Source organism: Methanothermobacter defluvii, assembly GCF_003385755.1.
Lineage (GTDB): Archaea > Methanobacteriota > Methanobacteria > Methanobacteriales > Methanothermobacteraceae > Methanothermobacter > Methanothermobacter thermautotrophicus.
Genome location: NZ_QREL01000001.1, coordinates 756,606 through 771,668, shown reverse-complemented (window position 1 = coordinate 771,668; position 15,063 = coordinate 756,606). Strand labels below are relative to the sequence as shown.

The 15,063-nt window shown below is 52.3% G+C and carries 12 protein-coding genes; 5 read left to right on the top strand and 7 right to left on the bottom strand.

The annotated features are described in order from the left end of the window. Positions 1-4: 4 nt before the first annotated feature. From C7452_RS04155 to C7452_RS04140, 4 genes are all read right to left on the bottom strand, one after another. Positions 5-1,174 carry a hypothetical protein gene (locus C7452_RS04155; RefSeq protein WP_245942825.1) on the bottom strand — a complete coding sequence of 390 codons (1,170 nt, stop codon included), beginning with the start codon at positions 1,172-1,174 and terminating at the stop codon, positions 5-7. After that, positions 1,152-4,142 carry a Mur ligase family protein gene (locus C7452_RS04150; RefSeq protein ID WP_147299760.1) on the bottom strand — a complete coding sequence of 997 codons (2,991 nt, stop codon included), beginning with the start codon at positions 4,140-4,142 and terminating at the stop codon, positions 1,152-1,154. The genes C7452_RS04155 and C7452_RS04150 overlap by 23 nt, the downstream gene beginning before the upstream one ends. 303 nt (positions 4,143-4,445) lie before the next feature. Beyond that, positions 4,446-5,660, bottom strand: coding sequence for a Mur ligase family protein (locus C7452_RS04145; RefSeq protein ID WP_115892304.1), 1,215 nt, complete (start codon positions 5,658-5,660; stop codon positions 4,446-4,448). A gap of 17 nt (positions 5,661-5,677) precedes the next feature. Continuing rightward, positions 5,678-5,947, bottom strand: coding sequence for a hypothetical protein (locus tag C7452_RS04140; protein ID WP_245942824.1), 270 nt, complete (start codon positions 5,945-5,947; stop codon positions 5,678-5,680). Between the two features lie 47 nt (positions 5,948-5,994). Here C7452_RS04140 and C7452_RS09260 point away from each other — a divergent pair, with 47 nt between their 5' ends. The 5 genes from C7452_RS09260 (at position 5,995) to C7452_RS04115 (ending at position 10,041) form a co-directional block, all read left to right on the top strand. Next, entirely contained in the window at positions 5,995-6,558 is a 564-nt protein-coding gene (locus C7452_RS09260; RefSeq protein ID WP_115892302.1) for a class III signal peptide-containing protein, read from the top strand. A gap of 65 nt (positions 6,559-6,623) precedes the next feature. Then, positions 6,624-7,121, top strand: a complete 498-nt coding sequence (gene msrA / locus C7452_RS04130; protein WP_115892301.1) for a peptide-methionine (S)-S-oxide reductase MsrA — start codon at positions 6,624-6,626, stop codon at positions 7,119-7,121. A 12-nt stretch (positions 7,122-7,133) separates the two neighbouring features. Then, on the top strand, positions 7,134-8,801 hold the full coding sequence (locus C7452_RS04125; RefSeq protein WP_115892300.1) for a 2-oxoacid:acceptor oxidoreductase subunit alpha: 1,668 nt from the start codon (positions 7,134-7,136) through the stop codon (positions 8,799-8,801). Further along, the gene (locus tag C7452_RS04120) at positions 8,798-9,664 is read left to right on the top strand and encodes a thiamine pyrophosphate-dependent enzyme (protein ID WP_115892299.1); all 867 of its coding nucleotides are present in this window, start codon (positions 8,798-8,800) and stop codon (positions 9,662-9,664) included. Before C7452_RS04125 ends, C7452_RS04120 begins: the two co-directional genes overlap by 4 nt. Positions 9,665-9,705: 41 nt before the next feature. Beyond that, positions 9,706-10,041 carry a hypothetical protein gene (locus C7452_RS04115; RefSeq protein WP_115892298.1) on the top strand — a complete coding sequence of 112 codons (336 nt, stop codon included), beginning with the start codon at positions 9,706-9,708 and terminating at the stop codon, positions 10,039-10,041. 208 nt (positions 10,042-10,249) lie between these two features. Here C7452_RS04115 and C7452_RS04110 read toward each other — a convergent pair whose 3' ends face one another. The 3 genes from C7452_RS04110 to C7452_RS04100 all read right to left on the bottom strand — a co-directional run bounded on the left by C7452_RS04110 (position 10,250) and on the right by C7452_RS04100 (position 15,062). Further along, a complete protein-coding gene (locus tag C7452_RS04110) occupies positions 10,250-10,810 on the bottom strand; it encodes a hypothetical protein (RefSeq protein WP_245942823.1) in 561 nt (186 codons plus the stop codon). Between the two features lie 432 nt (positions 10,811-11,242). Continuing rightward, on the bottom strand, positions 11,243-13,756 hold the full coding sequence (locus C7452_RS04105) for an AAA family ATPase (RefSeq protein ID WP_115892296.1): 2,514 nt from the start codon (positions 13,754-13,756) through the stop codon (positions 11,243-11,245). A 49-nt stretch (positions 13,757-13,805) separates the two neighbouring features. After that, entirely contained in the window at positions 13,806-15,062 is a 1,257-nt protein-coding gene (locus C7452_RS04100; protein ID WP_115892295.1) for a DNA repair exonuclease, read from the bottom strand. Position 15,063: the final 1 nt, after the last annotated feature.

Below are 15,063 nucleotides of genomic sequence, written 5' to 3'. Positions count from 1 at the left end.
ACACCTATGCCGGTTCAAGCCTGTATAGCCTGGCGTATATCCTTGTATTGGCACCTGAACCCGTTGTCCACATCTCTATGAGTACCGGGTATTTCCCTGTGTTCCTGACCTTTATACCTGTTGCCGGGTTGAAGCCGAAGAGTACCGCATGGAACTCCCAGGTCATACCCCGCGGGAGGGGCATGCCAGCCGAGGTCACGATGGCCCTCAGGGCCCTTGCAGGTGGGCATGAACCATGGGATGCATAACCCCCGGGGGCTTCGGGGTCCCTTGATGCTGTGAATCTCACGGTCTCCTTGCCGGAGGCCTCACTGCCAGGCGGGATTATGGTCCCGTTCCATGCTGAGGCGAAGGCCCTCGCATTGAAGGCCCTCTTGTTATCATCATACTCAGGGTAGGATCCAAGGTAACTCACTGCACTGGATACAAGGGACCTCCTGCTCTCACCGGTGTAGACCATCACAGGTGAACCTGAGGGGTAGTTCTCCATGTACTCAAGCACAGTATCTCCAAAGAGTTTCTCTATCATCCCTGGAGGTACAGGAAGCCTTCCGTCGCTGAAGTTTGAGAGCTGATAGTCCAGCACAATCCTGTCACCCTCATCGGCCCTCCTGTACCATCTCTTTATCCTCTCAATGGATCTGTACCTGTGGGGGACTGTGCTGTTGCTTATGCTCCCTGCCGGTACAAAACGGACCCTTTTTCCATTTTCAACTATCTCCATACCATCCTTCCTTTTAACCCCATAGGTGTAGGGTGTCTTGTAGGCCCAGAGGAAGGTAGGGGGCTCCTCCACCACGAGCCTCTCCCCCTGCACCCTGAGGGACCCCGGACCGCTGACAGTGGACCTGCCACTTGCATCCACACCCTCTGTCATCTCGGATATGGGGACATGAACAGCTCCCGTCAGTACGGCCTGGAGGAGGTTTGATGGGTTGAGGTAGTTGAATTCGTCAAGGATGTAGTCAGGGTGCAGCACGATGGGCACGCTCCTCACCCTGGACTCGTCGATGACGTCCTGACCCTCAAGTACTGTACTGCCCAGGGGCAGGTCCGCTATCTCCCCAGGGTTCTGGGGTTCAACCGTTCCCTCAAGGTACCTGCCACCGACCGCTGCAGCTGCAACCAGAATTATTAAGATGATGACGTGTTTACCTGATAGACTCCTCAGCATATCTGTATCCCCCCTCTCCTATTATGAGTACCTTGTCATCAGGTCCTGCAAGTTCAAGGGCCTTCCTGACTGCCTCAGCTACCTGCTCCCTGCTGGCACCCAGGGTGCCTCCACCGGCCCTCATCCTGCTGGACCCTATGTGGACTGTTTTATCTCCAAGGATGTCTGAGGCCCTCCTGGCGGCGTAGGATGCCGGTATGACCACATCCGCATCCTTGAGGATCGCTGCGATCTCCCTGTCTCCATCGATCCCGCTCTCAGATGCCACGGTGTTGACCACTATGAGTCTGCCCTTTTCCCTGAGCTCCTGCATCACTGCCCTGACACCTGCAGGGTTGTGGGCGTAGTCCAGGATTATCCTGGGCGAGTCTGAGAGTTCCTGGAACCTCCCCGGGACGCCCTTGAATGATTCGAGACCCCGGACTATGTCATCAATTTCCAGTCCCATGGTCCATGCGGCTGCAGCCGCCGCCAGGGCGTTGTAGACATTGAATATCCCTGGGGTTGCAAGCCTTACCTCCCTCATCTCCTGACCGATTACTAGCTTGAAGCCCCCTGGGGATGCCTCGATGGCCATGACATCCGGCTGGGGTCTCAGGTAACCGCAGATGCACTGGTAGTCGCCGAGGTGTCCCATGGTCCTCCTGGTGTACCTGAGGGGCTTCCCGCACTTGGGGCACTCCCTGCCCTCAGGCACCACGCCACCGGATTCAGAGCTCTGTATGCCATAGAACACAACCCTCTCCCGGGGGAGTCCGTCTGCAAGGGAGGCTACAATGGGGTCATCTGCATTCAGGACAAGGTCCTCTGCAACCTCCACCATTTCACCCTTGCATTCAATGTAGTCAGAGAATCTCCGCCCAGCTGAGAGGTGGTCCCTTGATATGTTTGTTATAACACCCACCGAGACACCTGAGAGCATCGCGGAGCTTCTTATCTCCCCCCTCCTGCCGAAGGTACCTATCTCAACGACGGCGACGTCACCCGGCAGCCTTGCCTGGAGGGCAGGTACAAGTTCAGTGTTTCCCTGGATGTTCAGGTGATGCTCCGGGACCCTCATACCTGCAACCCGCATTATGGATTTGAGCATGCCAGTGGTTGTTGTTTTCCCGTTTGTCCCTGTAACACCCACCACCGGTTTATCCACCGGACACATGTTGAGTACGTCCTCAACACCTATGACTTCAGCGTCAAGGTCACCTATGAGGTCAAGGATCTTCCTGTTATTCTCAAGGGCTGGTGTTATGGCCACCGTCCTCGCCCTCCTGAGTATCTCAGGGTCATGTCCTCCTAGGTCGAGGTGTATGCCCTCCTCCCTCAGCACATCCACCAGGGGCGTGTCCTCCCGCAGATCCGAGACCACGACCCTGTGGCCCCGGGCCCTGAGGTTTCTTGCCATCAGGCTTCCGACGTTCCCCAGGCCCCCAAGGACGACCACACAGTCCTCCATGGATTTCAGGGCCTCCTCGATGTCGGACCTTACATTTTCGTAGGCGTTGACAACCCCTGGGCCTATGTGAAGGATGGTGTCCCCTGGCTCTGCGATCTCAAGGGCCCTCCTTATGCTGTCGTATACGCTTTCAGTCTTTATGGTCCTCTCCTCGCCGGCGCCCCTCGCCACCTCATCGGCGGCCTCCATGTCTGTGACGCCTGTTGTCTCGTTCTTTGCACTTACGATGATGGTGTCGGCCCTCTCAGCCAGCACCCTCCCTATCCTCTCCTTGTCCCTCACCGTGAGGGTGTCAGGGTTGTCGAGGCTCACTATGAGTCTGCCCTGGAACTCCATGCCCTCGAAGAGTTTCTCCATGCTTTCGGGGTTGTGGGCTGCGTCCATGTATACACTGACACCGTCAACCTCGTCTATGAACTCAAATCTGCCCCTTATGCCCCTGAAGTCCTCGATACTCCTCTTAATATCCTCCATGTCGAATCCGAGTATGAGTGCGACGGTTATGGCTGCGAGGGCATTTTCAATGTTGAATATGCCCGGGACCCTGAGGTTTATCCTCTCCCTCAGGGGCCCCACAGAGACGGCCCCATCATGTTCCCTGCAGTTGAGGGCTCCGCAGCTGCTGCAGATGGCTGTCTTTATCTCTGATACATTCAGGGTGAAGGTGGATCCTGCAAGTCCCCTCAGCTCTATATCGGAGGCCCTGACATGGATACTGGCTGAGCCAGTGAATCTCCTTCCCATGAATTCAACGGTCCTCCTCTCGCCCACACCATAGACCACCCTTTGCACTTCAAGGTCGTCCAGGAGGCTCGATATGACCGGGTCATCACCACATAGTGCCAGAACTCCGCCAGGAGCCATGAGGTCCTTTATTGAGAAGTTCCTCTCAATGTACTCATCGTAGTTACTGAATTCGTCCATGTGATCCGGTGTGAGGTTTGTCACAACCCCTGCTGAGAGTTCAAGGCCCTCAGCCATCCTTATCGTCCCGTGGGGGAGTTCAAACACTGCAAGATCCCTGTCGTCGATATCCCCATTTACCACAAGTTCCACGAGGCCCTCTATCACCAGTGAATCCTGGAGTGATGAGAATGATACTGTCCTGTAACGTGAGGAGAGGATGTGGTCTATCATGTTGGTTGTCGTGGTCTTCCCATCGGTTCCCGCAACTCCGACCATTGGGAGCCCTATGAGTTCGTTGAGGGTCCTCCCTATATCAGAGGTTGTTATGTGGACCAGGTCCCCTGCTTCCCTTACCATTTTACGTACCGGTGCGTCCTGGGGGATGTTGGGTGATATGAAAACAGCGTCAGCCCAGAGTATGTCCTCCATGCTGTGACCCCCGAACCTGAACATCACGCCCTCATCCTCCATCTCAGCTATCCTCTTCTGGGCCTTCAGGGGTAGTTCATGGAGTTCCCTGACGTCGTTCACAAGTACCCTGTTGTTCAGGTGGTTGAGCAATCTCGCTGCGGGTCTACCTGCGTTTCCAGCTCCAATCACAAGCACTTTCATGTTCCTGATCAATTAAATGCACCCATAAACGTTTTTATTAAACACGCGTTCCTTCCTGATTAATCTGTAAATAAGAGTCACCTGATGGCACCCGTCCTGACCGAGGTAGTGGGTGTACCTCTCTGATCATCCTGTGGAATATCTACCAGAGGCAGTCTACCCAAAGATTCTCACCCGGGAGGATATGTATCCACCCATAGACACTCTACCTATAAAGATATGTTCCCATCCTATATAGCTATCAGATCCCGGGTCAGGCATCTGGCTCAGCAATCCATGAGCTCCTGGAGAGTCAGAGGTGATCTAGAGACAGGATGCAAGCCCCTCAAGTTCCTCCTGGACCCGGATTATCACATCCTGACCGTTACCGGCCACAAGTATCCTCCTGTACTCCCTGGAGAACTCCCTGACCATTTCAGGGATATCCCCCGGGTCATGGACAGTCAGGATCTCTGATGGAATCCTGAGGCTCTTAAGGTGCTCAAGGGCCATGTCAATGGTATCATCGAGACCGGGGAATAGTACCAGGATTTCGGGTGGAGACTCTGCGATTTCATCAAGAATCCCCAGGCGCCACTCCTCTGATCTTCGTGGTGTGCCGAGGAATATGACATCAAAATTAGATTCCCTGAGCAGTGCCCTCATGGCGTGGGGGTTATCGGTTTTACCTGCAACTACCAGTGCATCGTTTACAGTGAAGGACCTTATACGGCCAGCCACCGGTCTGAATACTGAGAGGTGCCTGGAGATGACGTCTGAGGGTACCCCGAGGAATTTCAGTGCCTCTGCAGCGGCCCCGGCGTTGAGCCTGTTGAACTCCCCTTCCAGGACGAGTTCGCCCCTGTAGGGGGTGTACTCCATGACGCTCCTGGCCCCTGATGTTAGTTCCTCCAGGTGGGGTTCATCTGCGGATATCACCACAGCCCTGCCCTCCAGGAAGCTGGCCATTGATTCCCTGTAGTTCTCCATGGAGCCATGGAAGTTCAGGTGGTCCTCGCCGAGGTTTGTGATGACGGCCAGATCAATATCGAAGCACTCAGATGCGAATTCAAGGGTCATGTCGCAGACCTCAACCACGATGTAATCGAATTCCTCCTCAGCTGCCCTCAGGATTATCTCTGTGTATCCATCAAAGCCTCCCCCGGCGTTTCCACCGAGAAGGACCCTCCAGCCTGAACTCTCCAGTACATGTGCTATCATTGACGCCGTCGTGGTCTTCCCGTTGGTCCCTGTAACTGCAACGGTGACAGGGTCCCTGTGCCCCCTGAGTACCCTGCAGAGGAGCCTGTCACTGAAGCTCTCCCAGAGCCCCGTGCCGAAGATCGATGGGCTCAGCACCACAGCATCGGATGATGCTATCCTTTCGGTGTCATGGAAGCCCAGGTCAACGTCCACACCCTCGAGGTTCAGATCAATGTCTGCCCTTATATCACTGGCGTATACCCTGTGTCCCCTCTTCCTGAGGGATTCAACAGCCTTTAAACCCTCAGCTCCAAGTCCCAGAACCGCAACCTTCATTGATTCACCGTTAAATGCTAGTTTTCATCCTTCTCATCAGATGCTCCCTTCTCCTCCTCATTTTCTTCATCATCGGAGATTCCGTACTCCTCCTTGAGCTGGGCTATTAGATCCTCATTCATGGATACCTCTGGTACCACAGCCTTTTCATCCTCGCTGGCTCCCCTTTTCCTTCCTATGGAAACAATCAGTACAACTACAACTACAATAGCAGCTATAACGGCTGCAACGGTTATCAGAACATCAATGCCTATTGCTGGAGTCTCTGTGCCGGCGCCGGGTCCCATGGTCACACCTCAATTTTATATAAATAATCATACAATATATATCTTACATGATAATCAAGGATTTAAGGGGACAGGGTGGTGCTGAGTACATTCTCCTTTTTGCGGCCATAATAGTGATAGCCGTTGCAGCTCTCTACATATACAGCTCCTACTTCAGGTTTTCAGGAAACGAGGCCGTTGATGTTAAACTCACCATAACAAATATCGGTCCATCCAAGAGCAAGTTCATCTATGAGGCCAACAACACCACCGGCGGCGGAAGCAGACACATAGTATCCGGGGATCCGGGTAACAGGTTCTTCCTTCTCCAGCCCGGTGCAAGCCGTACCTTCAACCTTGGAAGGATGAGTGGAGGTACGAGCTTCACCATAGAGGGAGGAGTCGGAGACCCCAAAGGCGGAACAGATGACCTCAAGGGTATAGGCCAGAGGGGCCGGTGGACGCTGACAATAGGCAACCAGAGCTACTCATGGGTTATAAGCGGACCCTATGATTACCGCAGGAACCCCACCGGTAGCGTGCTGATGTCGTTCTCCATAAGCGGAGGTGGAGGTTCACCCTTCAAATTCACCAGCGACCAGGTCAGGGTGAGGGGAAACGTGTCAGGATGAGCGCCTAAAGTGAAAACCCCTGGCTAAATGTCGCGGGGAATCAGGATGAAAACCTTTAAGGGGTGATGTGTTTGAGCAGGTATGAGAAGGCGACCTTCGGGGCCGGATGCTTCTGGGGAGTCGAGGACGCCTTCAGGAAGGTTGATGGTGTTGTATCAACCCGGGTGGGATACATGGGGGGTCACCTTGAGAACCCCACATATGAGGATGTCTGCACCGGTCTTACAGGACACGCAGAGGTGGTTGAGGTAACCTTTGACCCTGAGGTTGTGGGTTACAGCGACCTACTTGATGTGTTCTGGAGCATACATGACCCGACGACCCTCAACAGGCAGGGCCCGGATGTTGGAGAGCAGTACCGCTCGGTCATATTCTACCACAACGATGAGCAGCGAAGGGCCGCCATTGAGTCAAGAAGGAGACTTGAGGAGTCTGGAAGGTTCAGGGAGAGGATAGTTACAGCCATTGAACCAGCAGGCACCTTCTATGAGGCCGAGGAGTACCACCAGCAGTACCTTGAGAAGAACCCCCGGAGGAGATGCTACCTCATGAGACTACTCTAAAGAGGTGATCCAGTGAAGATCAATGATGATGCTTCAATCGTCCTCTGCGGTGAGGCAGGGCAGGGCATACAGACCGTCGAGGCCCTCCTCATAAGGGCCTTCAAGGCCACCGGCTACCACATATTCTCCTGCAAGGAGTACATGTCCCGTGTGCGTGGAGGGGAGAACTCCACACTGATAAGGGTATCATCCACACCGGTCCGGGCCTTCATAGAAAGGGTGGATGTGCTGTTTGCACTGAGCCCCGGTGCAGTGGAACACATGGGTGGCCGTGTGAAGGATACACTGGTCATTGCAGATGAGGAGTTCCATGAGGAGGGCGCCATCAGCCTCCCGATAATGGGGGAGGCAGAGAAGCTGGGGGGCAGGATATTCGCCAATGTCGTTGCAGCGGGTGCAGCCGCAAACCTCTTCGGTGTCAGAGAGGAAACATTCAATGAAGCCGTGCGGTCCCTATTCGAACGCAAGGGCCCTGACATAGTAGAGGCCGACCTCAGGGCCGGGAGGAAGGGCTATGAACTCGGTGAGGAACTCAGGGAGCACCTTGAGATCAGCATTGAACCCCAGCCATCGGTGAGGGAACACGTTGTCCTCAACGGGACAGAAGCCGTTGGCATAGGGTGCATCGCCGGGGGCTGCCGCTTCATGTCATCATACCCCATGACACCATCAACTCCACTCCAGGTATTCATATCAGAGAACGCCGCTGAATTCGACATGGTATTCGAGCAGGCAGAGGATGAGATTGCAGCCATTAACATGTGCCTGGGGGCCTCCTATGCGGGTGCACGGTCCCTTGTTGCAACCTCAGGTAGCGGATTTGCCCTCATGGAGGAGGCCGTTGGCCTTGCAGGTATGATAGAAACGCCCGTGGTTATATACATAGGCCAGAGGCCGGGGCCGGCTGTTGGTCTTCCCACCAGGACAGCCCAGGAGGACCTCAACCTCGCCCTCTACGCAGGCCCCGGGGAGTTCCCAAGGGCAATTCTGGCTCCAGGGAAACTCGAGGATGCCCCTGAAATCGCGGCCCATGCCTTCAACCTGGCAGACAGGTACCAGATACCTGTATTTCTGCTCTCAGACCAGTACCTGGCAGACCTCTACTACGACCTCCCCGCACCCCTCATCGGTGAGGAACCCTCTTACCATATCACCCGGACATGGGAGGGGTACAGGAGATTCGAGTTCACGGCTGATGGTATATCACCCAGGGGTATTCCAGGCTACGGGTCCGGGACGGTACGGGTGGACTCGGATGAGCACGATGAGGAGGGTCTGATAACAGAGGACCTTGATGTGAGGAGGAGGATGGTTGAGAAGAGGAACCTGCGCCTTGAGATGCTGAGGGATGACGCCCTGAAGCCCGAGGTGTACGGTGATAACTCCTCTGCACTGATATGCTGGGGTTCCGCCTACTGGCCGGTACGGGAGGCCATCGAGTCCTCCGGTGCAGATGTGAGCATGGTGCACTTCAGCCAGGTCTACCCACTCCCCCATGACACCCTGGAGCTCCTGGAATCATTCGACAGGACTGCTGTGGTTGAGAACAATTACCGCGGACAGTTCGCGGACCTCCTCAAGCTTGAGGGATTTGAGGCCGATGCAAGGTTCAGGAGGTACGATGGCATGCCCTTCAGCGTTGAGGGGGTTGCCGGATTCATCGAGGAGGTTCTCCTATGAGGCCAGAGGATTATGACATGAATGTTGACATTGCATGGTGTCCAGGATGCGGTAACTTCTCCATCCTGAGGGCCCTCAAGATGGCCCTTGCAGACCTGGATATACCCCCTGAGAGGCTTGTCCTTGTCTCGGGGATAGGCCAGGCAGGGAAGCTCCCCCAGTACCTGAAGTGCAACCACTTCAATGGACTTCATGGCAGATCCCTCCCGGCTGCAGTGGCCATCAAGGCCACGAACCCCGACCTCACAGTCATCGATGTGAGCGGTGACGGCTGCATGTACGGTGAGGGCGGAAACCACCTCATCCATAACATCCGGAGGAACCCGGACATAACCACCATCGTTCATGACAACATGGTCTACGGCCTCACCAAGGGCCAAGCGTCCCCCACAAGTCAGCCCGGCTTCAAGACTCCTGTGCAGGTTCAGGGGGTCTTTGAGGAACCATTCAACCCATTAGCCGTGGCGGTTGCCCTGGGGGCCACCTTCGTTGCAAGGGCCTTCTCAGGGGATGTTGAGAGGACGCGTGAAATACTGGTCGAGGCCATCAGCCACCATGGTTATGCCCTCGTGGATATATTCCAGCCCTGTGTGACCTTCAACCGTGTTAACACCTTCCAGTGGTTCCGGGAACACACATACTACACCGATCATGATCCTGCAGACAGGTTGCTGGCCCTTGAGAAATCCCTTGAGGGATACGGTGGGGGTAGGTTTCCACTGGGTGTCATATACCGGGTTGAGGGTGAGAGGACCTTCGAGGAGAATCTCAGTGTATACCATGGGGATGCCACTCCCCTCTGGAGGCGGAGCCATGACCCTGATAAACTGAAGCGTCTCATTGAATCAAGGAGGATGGTGTAGCTTCAGTCAAACTGATGTATTTTATTTAATAGGGTGATAGAGTGACAGCTGAAATCAGGCTCTACATAACTGAGGGTGAGGTTGAGGATTACAGGGTGTTTCTGGAGAGGCTCGAACAGTCAGGCCTCGAGTGGAGACCAGCAACCCCTGAGGATGCCGATGCGGTCATAGTACTTGCGGGTCTATGGGGCACCCGGAGGGATGAGATACTGGGTGCTGTGGATCTTGCACGTAAATTATCAAAGCCCATAATAACCGTGAGACCCTACGGCCTTGAGAATGTATCCCCTGAACTGGAAGCCGTGAGTTCCGAGGTCGTCGGCTGGAACCCCCACTGCATAAGGGATGCTATCGAGGATGCCCTGGATGTGATCTAATTCGTTAAATAGTAGTCATACGATCAGTCTGAAACTCTCTACGCACCTCTGCAAGGCCTGCGGAACCATCATTATTCAGGTACCTCAGCTGATAACAGGCCCATAAAAATGATCACAATATTCAGAGGATAATAACTCCTGGTATCAATAAGGTTGCCTGCTTGACTGATGGGAATTCAAAAAAAAGAAAAGGTTAGGGTGGCCATTTTCAGGCCGATGATTTAACCACAAACATGCCGGGCTTGCTTGAGGTCGGGTGGTATATTTTGTTGTAGCCACTGTAGCTGTAGTCAACCCAGCGCCCTCCACTGTACACCTGTACAGTGCGGTGACGTGGTGACATGCTTGTGGCGTACTGTATTATACGCACCTTCTTCCCGGCTGATGTGAGTTTCCTGTATAAATATTCACTCATGGCCCAGCAGTCCCCTATGTTAGGATCATAGCGGTATGTGCTGGTGCTGTAGGCGGCCCGCACCCGCTTCTTCTTGTAGTACTTCTTTGAGTACCTCTTCTTCACACTGGTACGGTATGTCGCCCTGACCTTCTTTCTGTAGGTCTTCTTGTACTTCTTGTACTTCTTGTACTTGTATGCGGCGTCAACCTTTACAGGTTCGGCCTTTATATTTTCAGTTTTTGTTACTATTTTTGCGTTTTCTGTTCCAGTATTTACTGCCTCACTGATGGGCACTGAACCCACAGTGAACATCAGTGCAAAGAGCACTGTGACTGCTTTGAATCGCGTAATTTTATCGCCTCCAATGTCCAATACTAACCCTAAGGTCACTAAGGACACTGAGTCAATGGTTACATCATAATGTTATATAAATGTTTCCATGAAATAAAAGCTCTCTGAGCTTCTCTAATCAAAAAAAGCCACCAGAATCCTTTTCTAATATCTGAATACTCTTTGAGAATCCATGACACGTTATTTAATGAGATGGGTCCTTAGGGAATCCCATTTAAGGTTTGGGGCAAAAAGCACTGGCCAATAGAAAAGCAGTGCAGAAGACAAATCCACTATAAAGAGCCATTCAAATGCCCCATTCGTGTTAAAAGAAGATCCAGAAGGTTTAATGGGTTAAAAACAAGGCCATACTTGAAATTTGAATTTAGAATTCTTCTGGTGGTTTAAATAACCTTAAAACCCGTTTTAAACCATCAAAATTAAAAATAGAATTATTTTAATGGTACTGAAAGCTCAGCCGGCCTTTTCTATGATGGATGTGCCGTCAGACTTTTCAACCCTGTAGATATGGTCTGCAAGGTTTTCAAGTTCCTCCTCATGGGATACCAGGATTATCTGTCTGGATTCAAGTTCATCGAAGATGTCCCTGAGCTTGTAGAGCTGCTCCTTGCTGAATCCATCGGTGGGTTCGTCCAGTATAAGTATGTCCGACCTCACATCGGTGAGACGCTGGACCACCATGTTCAGTGCAAGCCTGTATGCAAGGGCTATGCTGGTCCTTTCACCACCACTGAGGTATTCAAGGTTCTGTTCATAGCCGTCCTGCTCAACGATGGGTGTGAAGTCCTCATCGATCCTCACGGATTTACCTGGGTCATCCACCAGGACCCTGAACCATTTCTGGAATCTCTCATTGAACTCATGGTTTATCTGTGCCATGACGTGGGTCTCGATGTCATCCATTGCAGGGATGAAGTATTCATTGAGCCAGGTCACATAGTTCCCCAGTTCCCGGGCACGTTTCCTGAGTTCTCTCTTTTTAGCAATTTCAGACTCAAGGTTACCAATCTGTCTCTGCTTCTCCTCGATTTTTCCTTCAACTGCAGCCCTTCTGTCTCTTTTTTCATCCCGAAGATTTTCCATTTCACCGATACTCTGGGTTAGCTCATGTATACTGGACTCAACTTCATCCCTGTTTTTGAGTGCCTCTTCGTTTTCCTTGATTTTAGCTTTCTTTTCAGCGATGGTATTCTCATTTTCATCAATTTTCTTGAGGTTATCTCTGTATTCCCTGCTGGTTTCAGGGTTGAGTTCAATGATCCTGGTCCTGAGCTGATCCATCCTCCCGGATGCTGCTGCAAGTTTACTGGAGTATTCCGATTCCATTTCACGGAGGGATTTCAGTTCATGCTCCACCTTATTGAAGTCAGATTCCGCATCCTTCAGTTCTTCAGTGAGCTTCTCACTCTCAGCTTTACCTTCCTCAATCTGCCGGATCCTTTCTCTGATATTATCAAGACTTTCGCGCCTTCTGTGGCATTCCTTAATCCGTTTCTCAAGGTCCTCCCTGAGTAACCTCAGTTCCTCCCGTGACCTTTTATACTCTGCGATGCGTTTCATGAGTTCATTCTTATTCATGATTTCATTTCTGAGATCTGCTATCCTTGATTCAACCGATCCTTTTCTTTCACGGGCCCTGCTGAGTTTATCATTTATGTAGTCTGGATTGACCTCCTGGTCACAGGTTGGACATACGCCCCTCCTTCCGATGGACTCATAGTCCTCTATCTTTCCATGTATCCCCCCGAGTTCCTGCTGGAGATCCGACACCTCAACCTCAAGTTTTCTTATCCCGGCTTCAACTTCATCCTCCGTGTATCCCGGGTCCTCAATGGACTCCATACTCTCTATTTTTGATTTTATCCTGTCAGTATAATCCTCAAGCCCGGATATTTCATCCTCTAAATCCCTTCCTGTCTTAATAAGATTTTCAAGTTCACTGACAAGGTTTGTGTATTGGATTGAAGCCTCCCTGAACTTCCGGGAGTCATCCATGAGGGATTCCCTTTTCAGCTCAAGGGCACTGATCCTTTCTCCCAGTGAATTCAGTTCCTCCTGAAGCTTTTCCCTGATATCACTGCATCTCTGAAGTTCATCAAGGGATCTCTGGTATTCCTCCTCTATACTCCTGTTCCTTTCCATGAGTCTCTCTGAGGATGATCTGAGGGTTTCTATTTCATTTTGAAGCGATTCTATTTCCCTTTCAGCACTCTCAATCCGGTTTTTCTCTCTCTGAAGAACTTCCATCTCTGATTTCAGTTTAGCTATCTCTGCCTCGATTCCTTCAATATCACTGTCAAGCTGCTTCTTCTCTGATTCCAGTTTCTCCTTCTCCCCTAGAAGTCCTTCAAGTTCCCTCTTCTTATCTTCAAGATCATAGGACCTGTCTTCCAGGCTCTCTGATTCTCTCCTTATTCTCCTGGAAACCAGATTTGCATTATCAGCCGCCCTGCTGTACTTTTCAAGGTCAAAGGCCTTCCTGAGCCTTTCAAGCCGGTCATTCTTCGGGGCCTCGATTATGCTCTTCATCTGCTCCTGTGGTGTGAAGACAGCATAACGGTATATCCTGCTCCTGGCCCTTGGATTAAGGGGCTCCCTGTACCCTAGGATCTCAAGTACCTCGGCCTTCAGTTCCTTTGCAGAGAGTTTCTTCACAACCCCCTGTTTTCTGATGTAGAGTTCGCCCTGCTGAACCCCCGAGGATCCCCTTTTGAGTTCCCTGTAAACCGTGTACTCCTCTCCATCAACGGTGAATGTGAGCTTGACTGAACCTGAATTTGATGTGGCCCTCAGGAGGCTGTCACCCCTCTGGTCACCGAGACCGAAAAGGGCGAATTCCACTGCAAGGAGCAGGGTTGTCTTGCCTGAACCTATATCCCCCTCGAAGAGGGTCACTCCATCATCAAACTCAACCCTTCCAGACTCATAGCTCCTTATGTTCTTAAGTTCAAGGGATCTGATGATCAAGTACCATCACCCCCCAGATCAAGACCCAGAACATCAGAATAACCAAAAATCAAGTACCATCACCCCCCAGATCAAGACCCAGAACATCCTCGGCATCCTCGATGATTCTCTTCTCATATTCGCTTTTGTTCTCACCGGGAGCCTTCTCATTCTCAAGTCTTCTGAGGAGTTCAACCGCAATGGAATCCCCCTCCTCCACGAGCTTCCTGTTCCTGATGTCCAGTCCTGCAAGTTTCTCCCTGAAGATCCTCCTCTCCAGTCGGGGCACGTCACTCTCCACCACCCTCACCTTCTGGATCTCACGGGTGCTGAGGCCGTACCTGTTTATCTGGACAACACGGGCCCCCATCGACTCAAGTTTTTCCCTTATACTCGCTGAATCTATGTCAGATGTCCTTCCTGAGCTCAGCTCACCACGGATCTTAAGCATTACAACCTTCCCGGTAACATCATGACCTGCTATCTCCCGCCCTATCTGGTGGTATGCGTCCTGGGAGTTCTTACCTGTGACATCACATTCAATGTACTCGAATTCAGAGGGCCTTATCTCCCGGAATTCAGGTTCCCTGGCCCTATCAGTGAATTTGACCAGGTAGTACCCCCTTGTCTCGCCCCTGGCGTTCTCCTCTAGGTCACCGGCGTATGAACCAAAGAGTGTCCCCGGGTACACTATGGGACCGTAGCCCTCCTCAATATAACACCCCTTCCTGTGTACGTGGCCACCTGCGTAGTACTCGAAGCCCCTGGGGAAGAGGTTGAGGTCCACCGATTCCATATCTGCAAGGTCAACCGGTTTGAACTGGGTTATGGCACTGTGGAATAGGAATATCCTGAATCCGTCCTCGGCCTCAAGGGCCTCCCTGTCAAGCTTCATGAAGTATTCAGCCTCAAGTGTCCTTGATCTGCCTGATAGTCCTGTGATCTTTGCACCGGTCTTCTCATCCACCGTGAACTCAAGTCCAAGCTTCTTACCGGGGATGGGACGTACGACCTTATCTATCACCCCGGCACTTTCAAGGATGTCTATCATTGATGTGTGGGATGGGCTGTAGTCGTGGCTCCCGTAGTTGACGTATATGGGGACCCCCGCCTCCCTTATCCTCCTGAGTTCAAGGGTGGCCCTCTTGACAGTCTCCATGTTGGGGATGTTGGAGTGGAAGAGATCCCCTGCTATTATCATGAAGTCAACATCGTTCTGAAGTGCATCGTCCAGGGCCATCCTGAAGGCCTCAAATTCAAGTTCCCTGAGGTCCGGGTGTTTCTGGGCCCCCAGGTGGCAGTCAGAGAGATGGGCGAATCTGTACATC

Excerpts from the sequence above, each read along its gene's own strand:
- C7452_RS04155 (WP_245942825.1), bottom strand. The coding sequence starts at position 1,174 with ATGCTGAGGAGTCTATCAGGTAAACACGTCATCATCTTAATAATTCTG.
- C7452_RS04150 (WP_147299760.1), bottom strand. The coding sequence starts at position 4,142 with ATGAAAGTGCTTGTGATTGGAGCTGGAAACGCAGGTAGACCCGCAGCG.
- C7452_RS04145 (WP_115892304.1), bottom strand. The coding sequence starts at position 5,660 with ATGAAGGTTGCGGTTCTGGGACTTGGAGCTGAGGGTTTAAAGGCTGTT.
- C7452_RS04140 (WP_245942824.1), bottom strand. The coding sequence starts at position 5,947 with ATGGGACCCGGCGCCGGCACAGAGACTCCAGCAATAGGCATTGATGTT.
- C7452_RS09260 (WP_115892302.1), top strand. The coding sequence starts at position 5,995 with ATGATAATCAAGGATTTAAGGGGACAGGGTGGTGCTGAGTACATTCTC.
- msrA (WP_115892301.1), top strand. The coding sequence starts at position 6,624 with ATGTGTTTGAGCAGGTATGAGAAGGCGACCTTCGGGGCCGGATGCTTC.
- C7452_RS04120 (WP_115892299.1), top strand. The coding sequence starts at position 8,798 with ATGAGGCCAGAGGATTATGACATGAATGTTGACATTGCATGGTGTCCA.
- C7452_RS04100 (WP_115892295.1), bottom strand. The coding sequence starts at position 15,062 with ATGTACAGATTCGCCCATCTCTCTGACTGCCACCTGGGGGCCCAGAAA.